Genomic DNA, 19,481 nt, shown 5'->3' with positions numbered 1-19,481 from the left:
ACCCATGCCGGACCTCGCCGACCCCTCCGCCCGCGCCGCGGCGAGCGAGCGGCTCGCCGAGCTGTACGCCGGCCGGCCGATCGTCGTCGGCCCCGGGGTCCTCGCGGGGGCCACGTCCGCCGTCACCTGGCTGCGCGAGCTGGGCTGCCCGGTGCTGGTGCTGTCGACCGGCCGGGGCGCCGGGCCGTTGCCGGCGCTGGAGGAGTCGCGGATCGTCGAGATCGTCGCGCCCGAGGTCGACTCGGTCACCGACGAGCTGCGGCTGATGGACCGGGTCGCGCGCGAGCTGCCGCCGCTGGCCCGGGCCGCCGTGGAGCGCTTCGACCCCGACCGGGTCGGCGGCTGGTTCGCGCACCCGTTCGTCACGACCGACGAGCCGATCGACGGCCGCCCGGTGCTGTTCGGCCGCCCGGCGGCGTTCCTCGCGCTCGAGGACAAGATGCTGGCCGACGCCGTGTGGGACGCCGCCGGCGTCGACCGTGCGCCGTACGCCGTGGTGGCGAACGAGCCCGCGGCGCTGGCGGCCGCGACCGACGAGCTCGCGGGACCGCTCGGGGCCGTGTGGTCCGGGGACGCGCGCGATGGCTTCAACGGCGCGGGCAACTACGTGCGCTGGGTCGTCGACGAGCACGACCGCGAGGCGGCGCTGGGGTTCTTCCGGCCGCGGTGCGACCGGGTGCGGGTGATGCCGTTCCTCGAGGGCGTGCCGTGCTCGATCCACGGCGTGGTCCTGCCCGGCGGCACCGCCGCCTTCCGCCCCGTCGAGATCGCGACGCTGCGCGACCCGGCGAGGAGGCGCTTCGTCTACGGGGGGATCGGCACCACCTGGGACCCGCCCGCCGCCGACCGGGAGGAGATGCGCGGCGTCGTGCGCCGGGTGGGGGCGCACCTCGCGTCCGCGCACGGCTACCGCGGGGCGTTCGGCGTCGACGGGGTGCTCACCGCCGATGGCTTCCGCCCCACCGAGCTCAACACCCGGATGTCCGCGGGCGCGACGCTCGTCGGGGAGGTCGACCGGCGGTTCTTCACGCTGCTCCAGGGCAACCTGGTCGTGGGTCGCGACACCGGCCTGACCCCCGACGACCTGGAGTCGCTGGTGCCGCTGATGGACGCGACGCGCACCGGCAGGGCCGTGGCCATGCACGAGGGCCCGATCAAGGTGGGGGGCGGCGTCGCGCGGCCGCTCTCCTGGGACGGCCGCGACTTCGCCCCCGTCGAGGCCGAGACCGGCGACACGCTGATCGCGGCCGACACCCCGACGGGGCTCTTCGCCAAGGTCGACCCGTGCGGTGCGCTCGTGACCGGCGAGCGGCTCGCCCCGGTGACGGCCGGGCTGCTGCGCCTGGTCGACCGCGAGTACGGCACCGACTTCGGCGCCGTCGAGGCCGCCCCGGACGTCCGCACGTAGGCCGACGTGAGGCCAGTAGGTTGGCCGCATGGCGCGGGTGGTGGTGGTCGGGGGCGGCTTCGGCGGTCTCGCCTCGGCCGCCCGGCTCGCCAAGCTCGGCCACGAGGTCACGCTGGTCGAGGCCTCCGACGGCCTGGGCGGCGCGCTCGGCACGGTGTCCGAGGGCGACTACTCCTGGGACGCCGCCGCCACGTCGACGGTGCTGCCGGCGGTCATCCGCGACCTGTTCCGCAAGTCCGGCCGGCCCGCGGAGCGCGAGCTCGAGCTGGTGGCGCTCGACGTGGTGCGCGAGCACCGCTTCGAGGACCACACCAGCGTGCGGCTGCCCGGCGGCACCCGCGGCGCGCAGCTGGCGGCGTTCGACGAGCTGGGGCCCGGCCTGGGCCAGGCGTGGGTGGACCACGTGGCGTCGTACGCCGACGACTGGGAGGTGCTGCGGCGCGGCTACTTCGAGGTGCCGTGGGACCGCGACCGGCTGCCACGTGAGGTCGCCGCACGGCTGAACAGCCGCGAGACCCTGCACAAGCGGCTGCGCCGCGCCTTCCGCGACGACCGGCTCGTCCTGGTCGCGGGCCATCCCTTCGTCGAGGCCGGCCACGACCTGCGCAACGTGCCGGCGTGGGCCGGGCTGCAGGCCTACCTCGAGCAGCGCTTCGACGCCTGGACCGTCGTCGGCGGCATGTCCGCGCTCGCCATCGCGCTGGAGGCGCGCCTGGCGACGCGCAAGGTCACGGTCCTGCGGTCCACCCCCGCGCTCGACCTCGTCGTGCGCGAGGGCCGGGTCGCCGCCGTGCGCACCGCGATGGGCGAGCTGGCCGCCGACGTCGTCGTCGTCGCGATCGACCCGCGCCGCCTGCCCACGCTCGCGCCGTACGTCGCCCGCACGATGCCGGCGCTCCCGCCGGTCGTGTCGCACCTGGGCCTGGACGGAGACGTGCCCGACGTCCCCCACGAGCTGGTGCTGCACGGCGACCCGATGCTCGTCGTGCGTCCGGGCGGCACCACTCCCGAGGGTGGCACCGCGTGGACCGTGCACGGCCGCGGCCGGCTCGCCGAGGACCTGCTCCGCGCCCTGGCGCGCCACGGGCTCGACGTCCGCGACCACGTCGTGGTGCGGGTGGATCGCTCCCCGCGCGAGCTCGTCGAGGCGTGGGGCGGCTCCCCGCTCGGCGTGCTCTGGCAGGGCCGCTCGACGGTGCAGCGTCGCCTCGGCCCCGACACCCCCGTGCCGGGCGTCTACGCCGCCGGCGCGCACGCGACGCCGGGCGGCGGTCTGCCGTTCGTCGGGCTCTCGGCCTCGCTCGTGGCGCAGGCCGTCGGCCCCGCCTGAGCCACCTCGTCCCTCAGCGGCTCGATCTCACCGGGTGCGTTCCCCTCCTGGCTTACCACCTGGTCAAGGCTGGAGGTTCTCCAGGTCGTCGAGCAGGCTCGCGTGCGTCGGCTCCCAGCCGAGCGCCTCGCGGGTGTGGACGCTCGAGGCCGGCTGGTCCATGGCGAAGATCGGGCCGAAGGGCCCGAACGTCTCCTCCGGCACGTTCTGCACCGGGAGCCCGAGTCGGCGCCCGATGACGGTGGCGATGTCGAGCACCGCGTCGCCCTCGTCGGCGACCGCGTGCCACGCCGTGCCGGCCGGCGCCGACTCCAGCGCGAGGCGGAACAGCACCGCGGCGTCGCGCGCGTGCACCGCGGGCCAGCGCTGGGCGCCGTCGCCGGGGAAGCCGGCCACGCCGCTGCGGCGGGCGGCCTCGGTCAGGAAGCCGGCGAAGCCGCCCTGGCCGTCCTCGTGGACGGTGCGCGGCAGCCGGACCGCGCTGCTGCGCACCCCCCGGGAGGCGAGGTCGAGCACGGCCATGACGGTGCGGCCGCGGTCGCCCACCGGCCCGTCGGTGGGCACCGGGTCGGACTCGGTGGCGACGCGGCCCGGCACCCACGGGGTCCCGGACACCACGACGTACGGGCGCTCGCTGCCGGCCAGCTCCTCCCCCAGCGCCGTCATGGCGGCGGTCTCCTCGGCGATGCTGCGCGCGAGCGCCTCCGGGGTGCCGTAGTCGCGGCCGAACGCGAGGCTGACGACGCCGTCGGCGCGGGCGGCTCCCGCGCGGAGGACGTCGAGGTCCGAGAGACCGCCCCGCAGCGCCTTGGCGCCCGCGGCGGTCACCGCCCGCTCGGCCTCCTCGGAGCGCACCAGCGCGAGGACGGTGTGCCCGTGGGCGACGAGCTCGGGGACGACGGCGGAGCCGATGGTGCCGGTGCCACCGGTGACGAAGACGTGCATGAGATGCTCCTGACAGATGATGGGACCTTGGTCCCATGACCGTAGCAGAGTGATGGGACAAGTGTCCCATCACGTAGGGTGTGCTCATGGGACGCTGGGAGCCGGGAGCGCGGGAGCGACTCGTCCTCGCCGCCGTCGACCTGTTCACCGAGCAGGGCTACGACGCCACGACGGTCGCCGAGATCGCCGAGCGGGCCGGGGTCACCAAGAGCACCTTCTTCCGCCACTTCCCCGACAAGCGCGAGCTGCTGGTCGCCGGCCAGGAGACGTTGAGCCGGCTGCTCGCCGAGGGCATCGCCGAGGCCGAGGCGGACGCCAGCCCGCTGGAGGCCGTGGCGCGCGGGCTCGAGCGGGCGTCGGGCGAGTTCGGCCCCGCCAACCGTGAGCTCGGCCCGCGCCTCAAGGCGGCGGTCGCGGCAAGCGCCGAGCTGCAGGAGCGCGACGCGCTGAAGAGCGTCGGCATGGCGACGGCGATGACCGACGCGCTCGTGGCGCGCGGCGTCCCGGACCCGACCGCCCACCTCGCGGCCGAGCTCGGGGTGCTCGCCCTCAAGCGCGGCTACGCGGAGTGGTCCGAGGGAGACCGCGGCGACGAGGGCGGCCTCGCGCCACACGCCCTCGCCGCCCTCGACGACCTGCGCGCCGCCACGGCCGCGCTGGGCTGAGCGTCGTGCGGCACCCCTAGGCTCGCCGCATGCGCATCGGAATCACCCTGCTGACCGACCTGCCCTGGGCGGAGGCCGCTCCTCGCTGGCGAGCCACCGAGGACATGGGCTTCGACCACGCCTGGACCTACGACCACCTGACGTGGGGCGGCCTGCCCGACTCCCCCTGGGCCGGCGCCACCCCGACCCTGGCCGCCGCGGCCGCCGTCACCGAGCGGATCGGGCTCGGCACGCTGGTCTCGGCGCCCAACTTCCGCCACCCCTACCTGCTCTTCCGCGACGCCCAGGCGCTCGAGGACATCTCCGACGGCCGCTTCCTGCTCGGCCTCGGCACCGGCGGCGACCTCGACTCCCGCGTCCTCGGTGTCGAGGACCTCACGGTGCGCGAGCGCGTCGACCGCTTCCAGGAGTTCGTCGGGCTGCTCGAGCAGCTGCGCGCCGGTGACCACGTCACCAGCCAGGGGCGCTGGTTCTCCGCGGCGGAAGCCCGCACGCTGCCCGGCCTCACGCGCACGCCGTACCTGGTGGCGGCCAACGGCCCCCGCTCGCTGCGCTTCGCCGCCGCTCATGGTGACGGCTGGGTCACGACCGGGCCGCCTGCGGACACCGTGGAGTCCTGGTACGCCGGTCTGGCCGAGTCGGTGCGGGTCTTCGAGGACGCCGTCGCCGCGGCCGGCCGCGACCTGGCGTCGATCCCCCGCTACGTCCTCACCGACGCCACCCCGCACCTGTCCGGCACCGGGCGCTTCGCGCTGTCGAGCGTCGCGTTCTTCGAGGAGATCGCCGGCCGGCTCGACGAGCTCGGGTTCACCGACCTGGTCACCCACTGGCCGCGTCCTGACACGGCGTACGTCGGCGACGTGGCGGTGCTGGAGGCGGTCGCCGCCGACGTGGTGCCGAGGCTGCAGCGCGGCTGAGCCCTCGGGCGTCTTTCCGCCCGGGGCAACCGTGCGCGGCGCCACCCCCGTCAAGGAGGTGACAGCGACCGACGGCACCGAGGAGACGCACCCAGATGAGACGCGCCGAGCGCGACGAGGAGTTCGCGGACTTCGTGGGCGCCCACCGCAGCACCCTGGTGTCGATGGGGCGGCTGCTCACGGCCGGTGACCAGGCGTGGGCCGAGGACCTCGTCCAGACGACCCTCACCAAGCTCTACGTGTCGTGGCCGCGGGTGCGGCGCGCCGGCAACCAGCTCGGCTACGCCCGCACCTCGCTGACCCACGCCTTCTTCGACGAGACCCGCCGGGCCCACCGACGGCGTGAGATCGCCGCCGGAGGCGCCGGCGACGACGCGTTCACCGGCGAGGGCGACTCCGAGCGGACGCCCGACGTCGACCTGCGCCGTGACGTCCTGACCGCCCTGGCCGGGCTCGCCCCGCGCCAGCGGGCCGTGGTCGTGATGCGGCACTGGCTCGACCTCGACGTCGCCGAGACCGCCCGGTTGCTCGACTGCAGCGAAGGCACCGTCAAGTCCCAGAACGCCAAGGCCCTCGCGCACCTGCGAGCCGCCCTCGGCGAGCACGTGCTCCCCGCCCACCCCGTCCCTGAGGAGATCCGATGAACGACCTGCGCACCCTGCTCGACACCGCCGCCTACGCGCCCGACGCAACGACCGCCCCGCCCACCGACGACCTCACCCGCGGCCACGAGGCGCTGCGCCGCCACCGGCGCCGCCGTGGCGCCGTGGGCGTGGCCAGCCTCGCCGCGCTCGCCGTGGTCGGCGTCGGCGCGGCCACCGCCCTCGACGGACGCGCCACCGACGGTGGTCGCTCGACCGACGACGCGGGCGTCGCCGCTGCGCCGAGCCCCACCGACGACCGCGTCGTGCTGGGCCCCCTCTCCTTCGACGCCGTCCCGGACGGGTGGGAGGTGCAGGGCAACAGGCAGGACTACGTGACGATGGTGCCGCTCTCCGGCGCCCCCGACCCCTTCCCCGACGCGTTCGAGGGCAAGCTCGTCATCCTCTACGAGCCCGGCCGCCCCGGCCCCGGCCGCGTCGAGACCGTCGACGGTCGTGACTACGTCGTCCGCGGCGACAGCGGCACCACGGCGGTCGTCACCGCGACCCGGGCCGGGGAGCCGCAGGGTCACGTGTTGGTGCAGTGGCCCGACGGCGCCTTCGAGGTGGACGACATGATCGCCCTGCTCGGTTCGGTGGAGGTCGGCCCCGGAGCCGCGCACCCTGTCATCGACGAGAACTCACCCGGCGAGGGATTCGTCAGCCTCGAGGACCTCGCCGAGGCACGGCGGAGTACTCAGTCGCCGGCCCACCGGTGATGGGGTTGGTCCACTTCGCGCTGTCGCGCGTCGTGTACCAGCCCCGCTCGAGGCCTACGCGGAACGCCACGCTCAGCGTCGACCGGTCGAAGCCCACCTTCTTCGACGCCGCCCCGGCGGTGAGGAACTCACCGACCTTGAGCATGCGCTTGTGGATGAGCTCCATGGAATCCTCGTCGACCATGCCACGAGGATGCATCAGGCCACCGACACCGGGTCAAGGGGCCCCGCCTGAACTATGACTCTCGGAGCTTCGGCGGTCATGGCCTGATCAGGAGAGGCGCAGCAGGGCCAGGTCCACCCGCTCAGCCGGCCAGGCCCGTTCTGCTGCGTCGACGAACCACAGAGGCGCTTCCAGGCTGCGCGTCAGGAGCCGGCCTGCCTCGGCTACCCATGCGGCTGAGGAGCACTCGAAGATGAGGTTCGACATCCTGTGCGGCTCGGTGATCCCTGTCGCGTCCACGTCCCAGTCCGTCCACTCTGCCTGGGAGGTCAGGATCGGGTAGATGTTCGTGAGCGGCGCCTTCACACCGTCGCAGTGGATGCCGTCGCCGACGTCGACGAAGCGCGAGTCCTCTCTCAGTGCCGTCCGGACGCGCTCGAACAGATCCGGATCGCTACCGAGAACGATGACGCTTCGAGGCATGTGGTCAGGCTACGGACGATGTCCTCCCCTGGCTTACGCATTTCAGCCATGCGCCGCTGGTGCGGATGCGCCGCGACCGACCTCAGTCTCGCTTCAGCCTCTGCCGCAGGGTCGCGCCTCGGGTCAGCGGTTCGACAGCCAGCGACGTGCCGGCCAGTTCCTCCACCCGGGCCAGAACCGCGGGGGCGATCTCGACCGGGCCGTCGCCCACGGCCACGACGCGAATTCGCGACGGCGGGTTGCCCATCAGACTCACCTTCCTGGCGGGTTGGAACTCCGACAAGATGAAGCGGACCTTGTCCCAGCCGCGATCAGCGAAGTGGAAGTGTCCGCTGTCGGCCACCAGATCGAACCGATAGGTCATGCCCAGCATCTTCGCGCAGGCGTGCCCGGTACGCCACTGGGTACCCGCACCGCGTGTCCGTCAGACCCACCATCGTGCGAGCCGGTCATCCTGCTGCACGGCTTCCCCTACGACGCACACAGCTTCGACCGGGTCGCCGACCTCCTGGCTGAGGCGGGGGCGGACGTGGTGGTGCCCGCGCTGCGCGGGTAGGGCGGCACCCGCTTCGTCGACGAGACCACCATGCGCTCGGGTCAGCAGACCGCGATCGCCCACGACCTCGTCGTTGGTCGACTATCGGCTGGTCGATGCCGGGCACGCCTTGCCGCAGGAGGCGCCCGAGGAGTTCGCCCGGGCGGTCCTCGACCTGCGTCGCTGACCGGCGCTCAGCGCGTCGCCCGCTCGCCGCGGATGGTGAGCGCGACGGCGGACACGAGGAACCAGACGGCCCCGAAGGCGGCGTACCCGGCGACCGTGGTGAGGTCACTGGTCGCCGAGCCGGACATGCCGGCGATGACGGCACCGGCCAGCACGGACTGGCCGCCGCTGATCATCATCGGCCACTGGCTTCCGACGGTGCGCCGGCGCCGGATCGCGACGGACAGCTGGATCGCGCCGGAGACGAGGGCCCAGAGGCCGAACACGAGCAGCGTGCTGCCGATGGTGTCGAGCACGGCGACGGTCATCGCGGCGGTGGCGGCGAGACCGACGGCGATGTTGAGGGTGTTGACGCGGTCGCCGGCCCCGGCCCTGCGTCGGTCGAGCACCGTGGCGACGACGTCCCAGAGCGGGTACGCCACCAGGAGCACGGCGGCGACGACCGGGGTCTCGTCGGTCGCGACGAGTGACGCAGAGGTCGTGAGCACCAGCACCACCCAAGCGAGGGAGACGCCTGCTCGTAGCAGGTGGAGCGAACGGAGCCCGGCCGACGACGCGGCGGTGGGCGTGGTGGTGATGGCGGTAGTAGGTGCGGATGGAGCGGGGTGAGCCATGAGAGGTCCCTGTCTGTTCGTAGCGGGCGAGGTGGTTCGCCTCGACGCCGAGTGTTCGCCGTGTCGGACGGGGCGACGTACTACGAACGAAGTAGATCTGCCGTCGACTTCGAGCGAGACCGGCTCGTCTACTTCGTTCGAAGTACGCGGGATCCGGCGAGGTCGGCGAGGATCACCACATGGTCACCGCGCAGGACGACGAGGACGGGGCGACGGCACCCCTGTGGATCCGCAGCCCCCGAGTGCTGCACGCCGTCGCCTACGCACTGGCGGCGCTGGTGTTCACCGGGCAGGTCGTGGCGCTGCTGCTCCGAGGATCGGACGCGGCGACCGTCCTGGCCGTGGTGCTCGCCGGCGTCGGTGTCGTCCTCTCCGTGTGGACACCCTGGGCAGGCCTGGTCGTGACCAGCGCCGCGTCCTTCGCCGTGACCGAGGTCGGGCAGGACCCGCTGTCGGTGTGGATGATGGCGGTCCTCGTGCTGTTCTCGGTCACCTTCCGGGGCAAGCAGCCGGTCGTCGCGACCGTGGTCGTGGCGGGGTTCTTCCTGGCGGCGTACATGACGATCGGTGGGTTCCGCGGTGGTGCGGTCGTGGGCTCCGCCGCCCTGTTCTCGGCCATCGCGGGAGGTGCCACCGGCGCCGCCCTGCGCATCTACCGGGAGCACTGGCTGGTCCTGGCGGAGCGGGCCCGCAGCGCGCTCGCCACCCGCGAGCTGGAAGCCACGCGGCGCGTCACCGAGGAGCGTCTCCGCATCGCCCGGGACCTCCACGACGTCGTCGGCCACCAGGTCGCGATGCTGAGCGTCCACCTCGGGGTCGCCGAGATCGGGCTGCCCGCCGACGCCGAGTCCTCCCGGGAGGCTCTCGTCTCGGCGAGGTCGAGCGCCCGCGGCGTCGTCGTCGAGACGCAGCGCATCCTGGCCCTCCTCCGCCGCGGTGACGACGTCTCGGACGACGAGGCGCTCCGGCCGACTCCGAGCCTCGGCGGCCTCGCGGCACTGATCGCGTCGTTCGAGAGCGTCGGCCTCGACGTGCACCCGTCCATCGACCTCGCCGAGGAGGCCGTGGGCCCGGGTGTGGGGGTGACGCTCTACCGCGTCGTCCAGGAGGCGCTGACGAACGCCTACCGGCACGGCGAGGGCGCAGCCACCGTGACGGTGCGCGAGGAGGGCGGCACGATCCGGGTCGACGTGGAGAACGAGATCGGCCACGTACGGCGCGACTCCGGGTCCGGCAGCGGCCTGGGACTCGTGGGGATGCGCGAGCGGGTCGAGTCGTCGGGCGGCCGGCTGACGGTCGAGAGCGTCGACGGCCGGTTCCACGTCCGTGCCGAGCTCAGCCCGGTGGGAGCGGTGCTCGCATGACGCGGATCCTGATCGTGGACGACCAGGACGAGATGAGGGCCGGGATCCGGTCGATGCTCCGGCTCGACCCGACCCTCGTCGTCGCCGGGGACCTCTCCGACGGGCTCCAGGTGGCGGCGTTCCTGCGGGAGCACCCGGTCGACCTCGTCCTGATGGACATCCGGATGCCGGGGATCGACGGTGTCGAGGCGACGCGGCGGATCCGCGCCGAGCACACCTCCGAGGACGTGCGGGTGATCGTGCTGACCACGTTCGACCAGGACGAGATCGTGCTCGCGGCCCTGCGCGCGGGCGCCAACGGCTTCCTGAGCAAGACGGTGAGTCCAGCCGAGCTCGTCGCCGGCATCGCCGAGGTCGTCGCCGGGGGCGGCACCCTGTCCGCCGTCGCCACCGCCGCGCTCATCGGGCACATGACCGACAGTCCGCCGCCGGTGATCGACCAGGACCTCGTCCGCCTCTTCACCGCCCTGACGCCCCGAGAGCGCGACGTGGTCGTCCTGATCGCCAGCGGGCTCGGCAACGACGAGATCGCCGCTCAGCTGTTCGTCTCGCCGTTCACCGTGAAGACGCACGCGGTGCGCGCCATGACGAAGGTCGGTGCCCGGGATCGCGCTCAGCTCGTGTCCTTTGCGTTCCGGGCCGGGCTCTACCCCTGAGCCACCGAACTCGATTCAGAGTCACCATCAATCGACGCGTCCATCCGGTGCTCACTTATCAGCCTCCGGCATCCCGTTCGTCTCCTCCTCGAGATCGAGATGTCCGGGTGCGGTGGCTACTGCAAAGACGAGGGCGGAGCAGGTCAAGTACTGGGCGAGCGAGGCGTCGCCAGCTCCGGTGCGTTCTGCGCAGAATTGCGGCCGAATGACGCATCCCGTCACGCCGATCGCGTTCCTTTAAGTCCCGGCGGTGATCACGGGGCCGCTCCAGCGCAAGGCGTCGCCTAGCTCTTGACCTTCACTGTCTCGCCCCCACCTTCAAAGTCAACCTCGAAAAGCAGACCTGTGTCGGTTTCAGCAAGGCGAATGAGCTGCTCGAACCAGGAGCGCTGATCATCAGCAAGGGGTTCCCGAAGTTCCACCGTGGCGGTCACCTGTTTGCCCGATTCAGTACTGCTGACGCTGGACCAACGGATGTTCGCATCGTCAAGCGCCCGTTCAAGTGCGGTAGAGCCAGGGGATTCCTCGACCCGCTGAGCAACCGACTTCAGTTGGGGCGCACTTCGGCCGCGGTCACGGGCATCTCGTCTCCGGCTGAGTGCAAGCAATTCCGCGAGCATGTCCTCTGTGGACCTCGGCTCTGCCTTGGGCTCAGCTTCAGATAGCTGCTTCTTGGCTCCGGCGAGTACGGCGTCGAACGTCTTCCAAGCAGCAGGCCAGCGACCATCGAGCGTAGTCCGATCCGCACCCACCGCTGCCCCGATCAAATTCACGATCCTTCGGACGCCGCCCTCTGTGGCTATTTCTGCCTGCAGGTTGGCGATCGGACCAGGCGCCAGCTCCCCCTGCCCTGTCATATCGACAAGTAACGGCACCACCCGAGTAGCCGTCCCGTCAACTACAGTCTTGGCCAACGACCCCGCCTCAAAGTTCAACCAGGGCTCAGCTTGGTTTCTCGTCGTCACGATTAGGATACCGAATGTGGTTTCCGCCAGCTCTTTGTGAATCTCAGCGATCGACAAGGACCCGGAGTCGATGTCGTCTCGCGACACCCACGGCTCAACGTTGTCAAACATGTGCCGGAGAAGTGCGGCCAGCGCAGAGGCAACCGCGTCCGTTGGCCTCTTCGACCAACTGATGAAGACCTTGCGCTTCGGGAAGTCGGACATGGGGACAAGATAGTTGAAGGGAGGAACTTCAAGATCGAATTCGGGCCTGCCCTGCCACTTCGACACCGGTCGGACTGAATGACCCGTGTCATACCAAGTCCGATTCACGGCTCAGTCGGTCAGCTCGACGTGTCCATCACCGACTGATCCGTCGGACTCTGACCCATCCCCAGCCATCCGGTCCATCTCCACCTCGGTGTCGAGCTGGCCGGTGCGGAAGCGGTGGAGGAGGCGAGCCAGCGCGCGGTCGACCGGGTCGTCGCCGGTGAGGGCGTCGGCCTCGGTGGGGTCGAGGAGGTGGGTGCCGGCGGAGTCCACGATGCGGCAGAGGCCGTGAGGGGTCCGCCACACGACCTCGCCGGTGGGCAGCGGGGTGGCGCGGTGTCCGAGGTGGGTCTTGGCGCGGTGGTTGGTCCGGCCGAGCGGTTGGCTGGTGCGGGTGGAGGTCTGGTCGGGCGGCCCGTGGGGTGAGTAGGGCACGGGATGGTCGAGATCGAGGCGGCGGGACATGCTCGAGGCGTGGGGGAACTGGTCGCCCGGTCGCAGCAGGTGGATCCGCTCCTTGATGGCCTCGGGGTGCTCGTAGCAGTTGACCGAGACCTGGTCGGCGAGGTCGACGACGGGCGTCAGCCGGACGTGGTGGTGACCGAGCAGGTCGGTGATCTGGGACAGCAGCTGCGGTCCGAGGTCCTCCACGCGGGCGACGCCGGGCATGCCGGCGAGCGCGGCCTGGTGGACGTGGACGTAGACGACGGCGCGGGGCCGGAGCGGGGTGAGGTCCAGGCGCTCGAGCTGCTCGAGCAGGGCGGCGGCGTCCGGGACCTCGTCGTGCTTGGCGAGCAGCATCAGGAGGTCGAGGGGCCGGGCCAGCCAGCCGAACGCCGTCGCGCGGAGCTCGTCGCGCGACATCCCCGCGCACTCGGGCTCGCCGGCGATGAGGTCGGCGACCTTGTCGACCATGGCGTTGACCGACTGGGCGTCGCCCTCGGTGACGCGGGCGATGACGTGGCGCAGGCCGGAGCCGTCGCGGCGGGAGACTCCGACGTAGCGGCGCTTGCGCTCGGCGGCGAGCCGCTCCTCGTGGGCGACCCGGTCGACCTCGATCTTCTTGGCCTCGACGAGTTCGATCACCCGTGAGGGCGCCTGGGAGCCGATCGCGGCGGAGACGGCGTCGTCGATGAGGTGCATGGACTCGAACGGCACGTCACGCGTCATCGCCGCCACGCGACGCGCGAGCCACAGCTCGGCGTCCAGCGCGACCACGCGCTCGAACACCCGGGGCAGGCGGTGGCGCAGGTCGAGCGCGTCCCCCGCGAGCGCGCGGGCGCTGCGGGAGTGGATCTGGCGCGCGACCGCGAGCTCACACAACGCGAGCTCACGCACTCCCGGAGTGCCGTCGCCGCCGATGGTGTCGAGCCGGTCGGAGCCGGGCGGACGCGGCCCGGGCTCCTGGGCGGGATCCGAGGAGTGCAGGTCGCACCACCGCAGCACCAGGAACATCTCCTCGACCTCGATCTCACGTCGGCGCGAGACGCTGCCCTCGATCGCGGCGAGGGTGTCGCGCGCGTCGAGGTCGGAGTCGGGGCGTCCGAGGTACTGCATGCTTCATCATAACCGAACACATGTTCGAATGCAAGACCTCGTTCACTCTGAGTCGGAGAGGTGCAGCACCCGTCGGATCGCCGGCCAAGCCGCCGATCCCAGGCGCTGCGGCGCGCCCTCGTCCCCGCCCACGTCGTACGGACGGCGCAGGTCCGGGACGCTCTCCCCCGGCAGCACCACGGGATGCCCGGCCGTCGGGTCGACGACCACGACCGTCCGCAGGCCCGTGGCCGCACGCCGCGCCGCGATCCGCTCCGCCGACGTGCTGCTCGGCCACACCCGGTCGTCCCCGCCCGCGACGAGCACCACGTCGCCGCCGATCGCCTCGACGGTGATGGTGGCCGCCGACACCACGTCGGCGCCCGCGCTCGCCAGGCTGCGCTCGTACAGCTCCACGTACGACGGCCGCCCCGACGACGGCTCCCAGGCCCGGTCGAGCGGCACGAACGGCACCGGTCGGCCGTGGTGCGTCCACTTGCTGCGAGGCGGGTCGTCGTCGCGCTCGGCCTGCCCCTCCCAGGCCACGTCCGTCGGCGCCAGCGCGACCACCGCGTCGACGCGATCGTCGACGACAGCGGTGAGCAGCGCCGCCTCCGCGCCGTAGGACAGCCCCATCAGCACGACCCGGTCGCACTCCGGCACCAGCAGGTCGAGGGCGTCGGTGAACGTCGCGAGCGGCACCTCCCGCGGCACCGCCGGCTGTCCCTCGGCCCCGAACCAGCGCAGCGCCAGCGCCGTCACGCCGTACGTCGCCAGCAGCTCCGCCCGGCCCACGTCCACGCGGCCGCTGGAGCCGGCCAGCACCAGCACGCCGGTGCCGCGCGCGACGGCGGGGCGCGCCCAGTGCAGGTTCGAGGCGGCGACGCTCAGAGCACGCTCCACGTCACCGTGAGCGTCTGGGTCACGGACGTCTGCCCCGGCTCGAGGCTGAGGGTCAGCTTGGAGGCGTAGGCGCCATCGCCCGCGGAGCGCGAGAACGCGCCTGCTCCCCCGCCCTCGACGACCGACTGCACGTCGCCGAGCGCGACGCCCGCGAGGCCGGCGAGGTGCTCGGCGCGCGCCCGCGCGTCGTCAAACGCCGCCTCGCGGGCCGCGGCCTCGGCGGCCGACCGGTCCGACAGCTCGAGCGAGACGCCGTCGACCTGGAGCCGGTCCCCCACCTGCTGGGCGAGCTCGGCGACCAGGGTGCCGGCGATGTCGAGGGAGTCGCAGGCGACGCGGTAGCCGTGGCGCGCCTCGAAGCCGTCGGGTCGGCCCTCGTCGTCCTGGGCGGGCCATACCGACAGGTCGTCGCTGCCGATGCCGGTGGCCGCGACCAGGCCGCGAGCGACCGCGACGATCGCGTCCCCGGTCGAGGACACCCCGGCGAGGGCGTCGGCCAGCGACGGCGCGCGGTGGACGGCGCTGACGCGCACGACCGCGGTGTCGGGGACGGCCGAGGCCGAGCCGTGGCCGGTGACCGTGAGGGTGCGCATGCCGCTCACGCTATCCGGACAGGGACGGCGACGCTCAGACGGTGATCTTCAGCGCCTGGAAGATCTCGAGCGTCGCCTTGGACCGGTTGAGCGTGTAGAAGTGCAGACCCGGCGCGCCGCCGTCGAGCAGGTCCCGGCACAGCTCCGCGGCGAGCGCGATGCCCTCGGCGCGCATGGCGACCGGGTCGCCGTCCTTGGCGCTGATGCGGGCCACGACGTCGTCGGGCACGTCGGTGCCGATGAGCTCGCCCTGGCGGCGGATGGCGTTCAGGTTCAGGATCGGCATGATGCCCGGCAGGATCGGCATGTCCACGCCGCGGTCGCGCACGCGCTCGACCAGACCGAAGTAGTCCTCGGCCCGGAAGAACATCTGGGTCACCGCGAACTCCGCGCCGGCGCGCGCCTTGGCCACGAGCACGTCGGCGTCGTGGTCGAGCGACTCCGCCGACGGGTGGCCCTCGGGGAAGGCCGCCACGCCGATGCGGAAGCGCCCGCGCGCGTGCGCCATCTCCACCAGCTCGGTGGCGTAGTCGAGGCCACCGTCGGTCGGGGTCCACGCGGCGCGCGGCCCCTCCTGCGGGTCGCCGCGCAGCGCCATCACGTGGTCGACGCCGGCGGCGAGGTAGGAGTCGAGGATCTCCTCGAGCTCCTGGCGCGTGTGGCCGACACACGTCAGGTGGGCCATCGGCGTCATCGAGGTCTCGCGGGCGATGCGGCTGGTGACCCGGATCGTCGTGTCGCGGTGGGAGCCGCCGGCGCCGTACGTCACGGAGACGAAGCTCGGCTCGAAGGGCTCCAGGTCCTGGATCGCCTTCCAGAGCTGCGCCTCGCCGGCCTCGTCCTTCGGCGGGAAGAACTCGAACGAGAAGGACCGCTCCCCTGCCGCGACCAGCTCGGCCACGCCGCGCCCACGTCCTGAGTCCATGCCGCGAGTCTAGGTAGCCGGTCGGTGCGCTCCGAATCCTGTCCGCTCGTTAGTCTCGTCCGCGTGGCCAGCGACCAGTGGGACGGCGAGGAGTTCCGTACGGCGGTCCAGGCCGCGCTCGACACGTTCCTCGACGAGCAGGCCGCCACCCTGACCCCCCTCGGCCCCGACGCCGCGCGCCTCCTCGACGAGGCCCGGCGCGCCGTCTCCGGCGGCAAGCGCTTCCGCGCGGCGTTCTGCTACTGGGGCTACCAGGCCGTGCGACCCGAGGTCGAGGACGAGGCCGCCCTGGCCCGCGCCTGCGCGTCGCTGGAGCTCCTGCACGCCTCCGCGCTCGTGCACGACGACCTCATGGACGCCTCCGACACCCGTCGCGGCCGCCCCGCCACGCACCGCGCCTTCGAGGCCGAGCACCGCAGCGACGGCTGGCGCGGCGACCCCGAGCAGTACGGCGCCGCGGCGGCCATCCTGCTCGGGGACCTGCTGCTGAGCTGGTCCGAGGAGCTGCTGCGCCGCTGCGGGCTCCCGGCCGAGCGCGTCGGCCCCGCGCTGGCGGTGTTCGACGCCTGCCGCACCGAGGTCATCGCCGGGCAGTTCCTCGACGTGTCGGTGCAGGCCCGCGGCCGCGCGGACGTCGACACCGCCATGACCGTGCTGCGCTACAAGTCGGCCAAGTACTCCATCGAGCGCCCGCTCCACATCGGCGCCGCGCTCGCCGGGGCCGACGCGGCCACGCTGGAGCGGCTCTCGGCGTTCGGACTCCCGCTGGGCGAGGCGTTCCAGCTGCGCGACGACCTGCTCGGCGTCTTCGGTGACCCCGCGACCACCGGCAAGCCCGCCGGCGACGACCTGGTGGAGGGCAAGCGCACGGTGCTCGTCGCGCTCGCGCTCGACGCCGCGCCGGACGAGGACGCCGCCCTCCTCGACCGCGCGCTCGGACGCCCGCTCGACGAGACGGAGGTCGACCGCCTGCGCGACGTCATCGACGCGAGCGGTGCCCACGCCCAGGTGGAGGAGGTCATCGCCGCGCTCGCCGAGCACGCCGTGACCGGCCTCGCGCAGGCCGGCGTGCAGGAGCGGGCCGGCGAGGTGCTGCGCCAGCTGGCCTCCGCGGCCACCCAGCGCGCCGTCTGACCTCTAGAAGGCCATCGCCTGGGCGCGACGCTTGACCTCGGTGCCGCGGTTCTCACGGAGGGCGTCGATCGGCGACCCGGGCAGGTCGTCCTGCTCCAGGAAGAGCCACGCGATGATCTCGCGGTCGTCGTAGCGGTTGTCGTGCATCAGGGTCAGCAGCCCCGGCAGGCCCTTGACGACGAGCCCGTCCTGCACGAACGCGGCCGGGACCTTCTGGCCCTCGCCCGGCGCCGGCACGGCGGCCGCGAGGTCGTGGTCGCGGATCATCGTCTTGACCTTGCCCACCGTCACGTCCAGCAGCCGGGCGGTCTCCGCCCAGTCGATCCACTCGGGCACCAGGGCCGCCAGGTCGTGGTCAGCCAGTCGCGTCTCGCTCATGGGTCCCATGCTTCCACCCTCGGGCCGGGCACGGAAATGGGCGACCGCGCGGCCACCGCGCCACGCCGGAGCCGGCCGAGGACCGCCGTACGGGGCCTGCGACCGTACGATTGGCCCACCGGATCCTTCCCCGTCCGGCCGCAGGAGGGTCGCTGTGAGCGCTGATCGGCACGTGCCGGGCTCTGCCGTGTCCGACCCCGTGACCGGCCGGCTCCTCGACAACCGCTACCGCGTCGGCCCCCGCATCGCGCGCGGCGGCATGGCCAGCGTCTACGAGGCCACCGACCTGCGGCTCGACCGCACCGTCGCCGTGAAGGTGATGCACCCCGGCCTGGGGGACGACGAGGAGTTCGCCGCGCGCTTCGTGCGCGAGGCCCGCGCCGCGGCCCGGCTCTCCCACCCCCACGTCGTGGCGGTCTACGACCAGGGCGACGACGCCGGCACCGTCTTCCTCGCGATGGAGCTCGTGCAGGGCCACACGCTGCGCGACACCATCTCCAAGGAGAGCCCCATGGCGCCGGCCCGGGCGCTGGCGCTGCTCGACCCGGTGCTCTCGGCCCTCGCCTCGGCCCACCGCGCCGGTCTCGTCCACCGCGACGTCAAGCCGGAGAACGTCCTCATCGCCGACGACGGCCGGGTCAAGGTGGCCGACTTCGGGCTGGCCAAGGCGGTCAGCACCGACACCCAGCACACCGCCACCAAGGGCGTGCTGATCGGCACCGTCAGCTACCTCGCCCCCGAGCTCGTCGTCGAGGGCCGCGCCGACGCGCGCGCCGACGTCTACGCCGCCGGCGTGATGCTCTACGAGCTGCTCACCGGCTCCAAGCCCCACGAGGGCGAGTCCCCCATCCAGGTCGCCTACAAGCACGTCCACCACGACGTGCCGCCGCCGTCGGCGGTCGTCCCCGGCCTCCCGCCGTACGTCGACGCGCTGGTCGCCCGCGCCACCGCCCGCGAGCCGGGGCTGCGTCCCGCCGACGCCGGGGTCTTCCTGCACCAGGTCCACCGGGTGAGCCACGCCCTCGCCGAGGGCGTCCGCGACGACGCCGACCTCACCGCCGACCTCACGCCCGTGCTGCTGGCCGGACGCCAGGGCGACACCGCCCCCGACATGTGGGACGCCGACGAGATGGCCACGCTGATGGCACCGTCGACGCTCGTGCGCGAGGACACGGTCACCTACCCCGCGGCCAAGCCGCCGCCGATGGCCCCTCCGGCCGGCGCCCCGCGCCCGACCGCCCCGCCGCGCGAGCCGCGACCGCGGACCCGCCGTCCCCGGCGGTCGCGTCGCGGTCCCCTGCTGCTCGTGCTCGCCCTGCTGCTGGTGCTCGCGGGCGGTGGCGGCGCCTACTGGTTCGGCTGGGCCCGCTACACCTCCACCCCCGGCGTGGTCGGGATGGCCCAGAGCGCCGCCGAGGACAAGCTGGAGTCGGCCGGCCTCGGGGTCGACTACGCGGACGAGACGTTCTCCGAGACCGTCCCCGCCGGCCAGGTCATCTCCACCGACCCCGCCGCCGGCTCGCGTGTCCTCAAGGACGGCACCGTCACGATGACGGTGTCGCTCGGCAAGGAGCGCTACGACGTGCCGCAGGTCCGCGGGCTCACCGAGGACCAGGCGCAGGACGCCCTGCTCCGGCTCAAGCTCGCCTTCGACGAGACGATCGAGCGCTGGTCGGAGACGGTCCCGGCCGGCACCGTCCTGCGCAGCATCCCCGCCACCGGCACCACCGTGCGCCCCGGCGCGGCGGTGGACCTCGTGGTCAGCAAGGGCCGGCGACCCATCAAGGTCGGCTCGTGGGTCGGCAAGGACATCGACGACGCCCGCGAGGCACTCGAGTCGCGCGGGCTCGAGGCGAAGGTGACCTCGGAGGTCTTCGACGACGCCGTCCCGAAGGGGCGCGTCATCAGCCAGGACCCGGCCACCGGCACGCTCTTCCGCGGCCAGCCCGTCAGCTTCGTGGTGTCCAAGGGGCCCGAGCTCGTCCAGGTGCCCAACGTCAAGGCCGCCGGCTACGAGGACGCCGTCGCCGAGCTGGAGGCCCTCGGCTTCGAGGTCGAGCTGGTCCGCGGCTCCACCTACATCGGCCTGGGCTTCGTCTTCAGCATGGACCCCGGCGCCGGCGCCATGGTGCCCAAGGGCAGCACGATCAAGCTCAACCTCGTCTGAGGGTC

21 protein-coding genes are annotated in these 19,481 nt (G+C 73.0%); 10 read left to right on the top strand and 11 right to left on the bottom strand.

Going from position 1 to position 19,481, the window contains the following annotated elements; translation table 11 throughout:
- Positions 1-4 precede the first annotated feature (4 nt).
- Together E4622_RS04175 and E4622_RS04170 are read left to right on the top strand one after the other, a co-directional pair.
- Positions 5-1,408 carry a hypothetical protein gene (locus tag E4622_RS04175; protein ID WP_134738790.1) on the top strand — a complete coding sequence of 468 codons (1,404 nt, stop codon included), beginning with the start codon at positions 5-7 and terminating at the stop codon, positions 1,406-1,408.
- 28 nt (positions 1,409-1,436) lie between these two features.
- On the top strand, positions 1,437-2,738 hold the full coding sequence (locus E4622_RS04170) for an FAD-dependent oxidoreductase (RefSeq protein ID WP_134738789.1): 1,302 nt from the start codon (positions 1,437-1,439) through the stop codon (positions 2,736-2,738).
- A gap of 63 nt (positions 2,739-2,801) precedes the next feature.
- Here E4622_RS04170 and E4622_RS04165 read toward each other — a convergent pair whose 3' ends face one another.
- Positions 2,802-3,683: an SDR family oxidoreductase gene (locus tag E4622_RS04165; RefSeq protein ID WP_134738788.1), complete on the bottom strand. Its 882-nt coding sequence runs from the start codon at positions 3,681-3,683 to the stop codon at positions 2,802-2,804.
- Positions 3,684-3,769: 86 nt separating this feature from the next.
- Between E4622_RS04165 and E4622_RS04160 the strand changes: the two genes are divergently transcribed.
- The 4 genes from E4622_RS04160 to E4622_RS04145 all read left to right on the top strand — a co-directional run bounded on the left by E4622_RS04160 (position 3,770) and on the right by E4622_RS04145 (position 6,625).
- A complete protein-coding gene (locus E4622_RS04160) occupies positions 3,770-4,348 on the top strand; it encodes a TetR/AcrR family transcriptional regulator (RefSeq protein ID WP_134738787.1) in 579 nt (192 codons plus the stop codon).
- A 29-nt stretch (positions 4,349-4,377) separates the two neighbouring features.
- A complete protein-coding gene (locus E4622_RS04155) occupies positions 4,378-5,265 on the top strand; it encodes an LLM class flavin-dependent oxidoreductase (protein WP_134738786.1) in 888 nt (295 codons plus the stop codon).
- A 95-nt stretch (positions 5,266-5,360) separates the two neighbouring features.
- Positions 5,361-5,909: a SigE family RNA polymerase sigma factor gene (locus tag E4622_RS04150; RefSeq protein WP_134738785.1), complete on the top strand. Its 549-nt coding sequence runs from the start codon at positions 5,361-5,363 to the stop codon at positions 5,907-5,909.
- Positions 5,906-6,625, top strand: coding sequence for a hypothetical protein (locus E4622_RS04145; RefSeq protein WP_134738784.1), 720 nt, complete (start codon positions 5,906-5,908; stop codon positions 6,623-6,625). The genes E4622_RS04150 and E4622_RS04145 overlap by 4 nt, the downstream gene beginning before the upstream one ends.
- Here E4622_RS04145 and E4622_RS04140 read toward each other — a convergent pair.
- From E4622_RS04140 to E4622_RS04120, 4 genes are all read right to left on the bottom strand, one after another.
- The gene (locus E4622_RS04140) at positions 6,567-6,809 is read right to left on the bottom strand and encodes a hypothetical protein (protein ID WP_134738783.1); all 243 of its coding nucleotides are present in this window, start codon (positions 6,807-6,809) and stop codon (positions 6,567-6,569) included. The two genes, E4622_RS04145 and E4622_RS04140, sit on opposite strands and share 59 nt — an antisense overlap.
- Before the next feature lie 87 nt (positions 6,810-6,896).
- Entirely contained in the window at positions 6,897-7,271 is a 375-nt protein-coding gene (locus tag E4622_RS04135; protein ID WP_134738782.1) for a hypothetical protein, read from the bottom strand.
- An 82-nt stretch (positions 7,272-7,353) separates the two neighbouring features.
- A complete protein-coding gene (locus tag E4622_RS04130; RefSeq protein WP_134738781.1) occupies positions 7,354-7,635 on the bottom strand; it encodes a hypothetical protein in 282 nt (93 codons plus the stop codon).
- Positions 7,636-8,000: 365 nt separating this feature from the next.
- Entirely contained in the window at positions 8,001-8,480 is a 480-nt protein-coding gene (locus E4622_RS04120; protein ID WP_209021773.1) for a DUF308 domain-containing protein, read from the bottom strand.
- Between the two features lie 305 nt (positions 8,481-8,785).
- On the opposite strand from E4622_RS04120, the gene E4622_RS04115 reads away from it, so the two are divergent.
- Positions 8,786-9,970 carry a histidine kinase gene (locus E4622_RS04115; RefSeq protein WP_134738779.1) on the top strand — a complete coding sequence of 395 codons (1,185 nt, stop codon included), beginning with the start codon at positions 8,786-8,788 and terminating at the stop codon, positions 9,968-9,970.
- Positions 9,967-10,626, top strand: coding sequence for a response regulator transcription factor (locus E4622_RS04110; protein ID WP_134738778.1), 660 nt, complete (start codon positions 9,967-9,969; stop codon positions 10,624-10,626). Before E4622_RS04115 ends, E4622_RS04110 begins: the two co-directional genes overlap by 4 nt.
- 284 nt (positions 10,627-10,910) lie before the next feature.
- Here the strand turns inward: E4622_RS04110 and E4622_RS04105 are convergent, their stop codons facing one another.
- The 5 genes from E4622_RS04105 to metF are packed head-to-tail and all read right to left on the bottom strand — an operon-like array spanning position 10,911 to position 15,797.
- Positions 10,911-11,861 (bottom strand): TIR domain-containing protein, encoded by a 951-nt coding sequence (locus tag E4622_RS04105; protein ID WP_134738777.1) that lies wholly within the window; start codon positions 11,859-11,861, stop codon positions 10,911-10,913.
- Between the two features lie 45 nt (positions 11,862-11,906).
- A complete protein-coding gene (locus tag E4622_RS04100) occupies positions 11,907-13,397 on the bottom strand; it encodes a hypothetical protein (protein ID WP_134738776.1) in 1,491 nt (496 codons plus the stop codon).
- Positions 13,398-13,439: 42 nt separating this feature from the next.
- Positions 13,440-14,279, bottom strand: a complete 840-nt coding sequence (locus E4622_RS04095; protein ID WP_209021772.1) for an alpha/beta fold hydrolase — start codon at positions 14,277-14,279, stop codon at positions 13,440-13,442.
- On the bottom strand, positions 14,264-14,872 hold the full coding sequence (locus E4622_RS04090) for an SIMPL domain-containing protein (protein ID WP_134738775.1): 609 nt from the start codon (positions 14,870-14,872) through the stop codon (positions 14,264-14,266). Before E4622_RS04090 ends, E4622_RS04095 begins: the two co-directional genes overlap by 16 nt.
- Positions 14,873-14,906: 34 nt before the next feature.
- The gene (gene metF, locus E4622_RS04085; RefSeq protein WP_134738774.1) at positions 14,907-15,797 is read right to left on the bottom strand and encodes a methylenetetrahydrofolate reductase [NAD(P)H]; all 891 of its coding nucleotides are present in this window, start codon (positions 15,795-15,797) and stop codon (positions 14,907-14,909) included.
- 63 nt (positions 15,798-15,860) lie between these two features.
- Here metF and E4622_RS04080 point away from each other — a divergent pair, with 63 nt between their 5' ends.
- Complete coding sequence (locus tag E4622_RS04080) at positions 15,861-16,931, top strand: polyprenyl synthetase family protein (RefSeq protein ID WP_134738773.1); 1,071 nt, start codon at positions 15,861-15,863, stop codon at positions 16,929-16,931.
- A 3-nt stretch (positions 16,932-16,934) separates the two neighbouring features.
- Here the strand turns inward: E4622_RS04080 and E4622_RS04075 are convergent, their stop codons facing one another.
- Positions 16,935-17,309, bottom strand: a complete 375-nt coding sequence (locus E4622_RS04075; RefSeq protein ID WP_134738772.1) for an Rv2175c family DNA-binding protein — start codon at positions 17,307-17,309, stop codon at positions 16,935-16,937.
- A gap of 187 nt (positions 17,310-17,496) precedes the next feature.
- Here E4622_RS04075 and pknB point away from each other — a divergent pair, with 187 nt between their 5' ends.
- The gene (pknB, locus tag E4622_RS04070; protein ID WP_245155876.1) at positions 17,497-19,476 is read left to right on the top strand and encodes a Stk1 family PASTA domain-containing Ser/Thr kinase; all 1,980 of its coding nucleotides are present in this window, start codon (positions 17,497-17,499) and stop codon (positions 19,474-19,476) included.
- Positions 19,477-19,481 lie beyond the last annotated feature (5 nt).

Source organism: Nocardioides sp. 503, from assembly GCF_004522095.1.
In the GTDB taxonomy this organism is placed as follows: domain Bacteria; phylum Actinomycetota; class Actinomycetes; order Propionibacteriales; family Nocardioidaceae; genus Nocardioides.
This window is presented reverse-complemented; position numbering and strand designations above follow the sequence as displayed.

What these genes read in the sequence shown, in the direction of transcription:
- E4622_RS04130 (WP_134738781.1), bottom strand. Translation starts at nt 7,635, where the DNA reads ATGACCTATCGGTTCGATCTGGTGGCCGACAGCGGACACTTCCACTTC.
- E4622_RS04175 (WP_134738790.1), top strand. Translation starts at nt 5, where the DNA reads ATGCCGGACCTCGCCGACCCCTCCGCCCGCGCCGCGGCGAGCGAGCGG.
- E4622_RS04140 (WP_134738783.1), bottom strand. Translation starts at nt 6,809, where the DNA reads ATGGTCGACGAGGATTCCATGGAGCTCATCCACAAGCGCATGCTCAAG.
- E4622_RS04160 (WP_134738787.1), top strand. Translation starts at nt 3,770, where the DNA reads ATGGGACGCTGGGAGCCGGGAGCGCGGGAGCGACTCGTCCTCGCCGCC.
- E4622_RS04155 (WP_134738786.1), top strand. Translation starts at nt 4,378, where the DNA reads ATGCGCATCGGAATCACCCTGCTGACCGACCTGCCCTGGGCGGAGGCC.
- E4622_RS04110 (WP_134738778.1), top strand. Translation starts at nt 9,967, where the DNA reads ATGACGCGGATCCTGATCGTGGACGACCAGGACGAGATGAGGGCCGGG.
- E4622_RS04170 (WP_134738789.1), top strand. Translation starts at nt 1,437, where the DNA reads ATGGCGCGGGTGGTGGTGGTCGGGGGCGGCTTCGGCGGTCTCGCCTCG.
- E4622_RS04150 (WP_134738785.1), top strand. Translation starts at nt 5,361, where the DNA reads ATGAGACGCGCCGAGCGCGACGAGGAGTTCGCGGACTTCGTGGGCGCC.
- E4622_RS04145 (WP_134738784.1), top strand. Translation starts at nt 5,906, where the DNA reads ATGAACGACCTGCGCACCCTGCTCGACACCGCCGCCTACGCGCCCGAC.
- E4622_RS04075 (WP_134738772.1), bottom strand. Translation starts at nt 17,309, where the DNA reads ATGAGCGAGACGCGACTGGCTGACCACGACCTGGCGGCCCTGGTGCCC.
- metF (WP_134738774.1), bottom strand. Translation starts at nt 15,797, where the DNA reads ATGGACTCAGGACGTGGGCGCGGCGTGGCCGAGCTGGTCGCGGCAGGG.
- E4622_RS04115 (WP_134738779.1), top strand. Translation starts at nt 8,786, where the DNA reads ATGGTCACCGCGCAGGACGACGAGGACGGGGCGACGGCACCCCTGTGG.
- E4622_RS04165 (WP_134738788.1), bottom strand. Translation starts at nt 3,683, where the DNA reads ATGCACGTCTTCGTCACCGGTGGCACCGGCACCATCGGCTCCGCCGTC.
- E4622_RS04135 (WP_134738782.1), bottom strand. Translation starts at nt 7,271, where the DNA reads ATGCCTCGAAGCGTCATCGTTCTCGGTAGCGATCCGGATCTGTTCGAG.
- E4622_RS04090 (WP_134738775.1), bottom strand. Translation starts at nt 14,872, where the DNA reads ATGCGCACCCTCACGGTCACCGGCCACGGCTCGGCCTCGGCCGTCCCC.
- E4622_RS04100 (WP_134738776.1), bottom strand. Translation starts at nt 13,397, where the DNA reads ATGCAGTACCTCGGACGCCCCGACTCCGACCTCGACGCGCGCGACACC.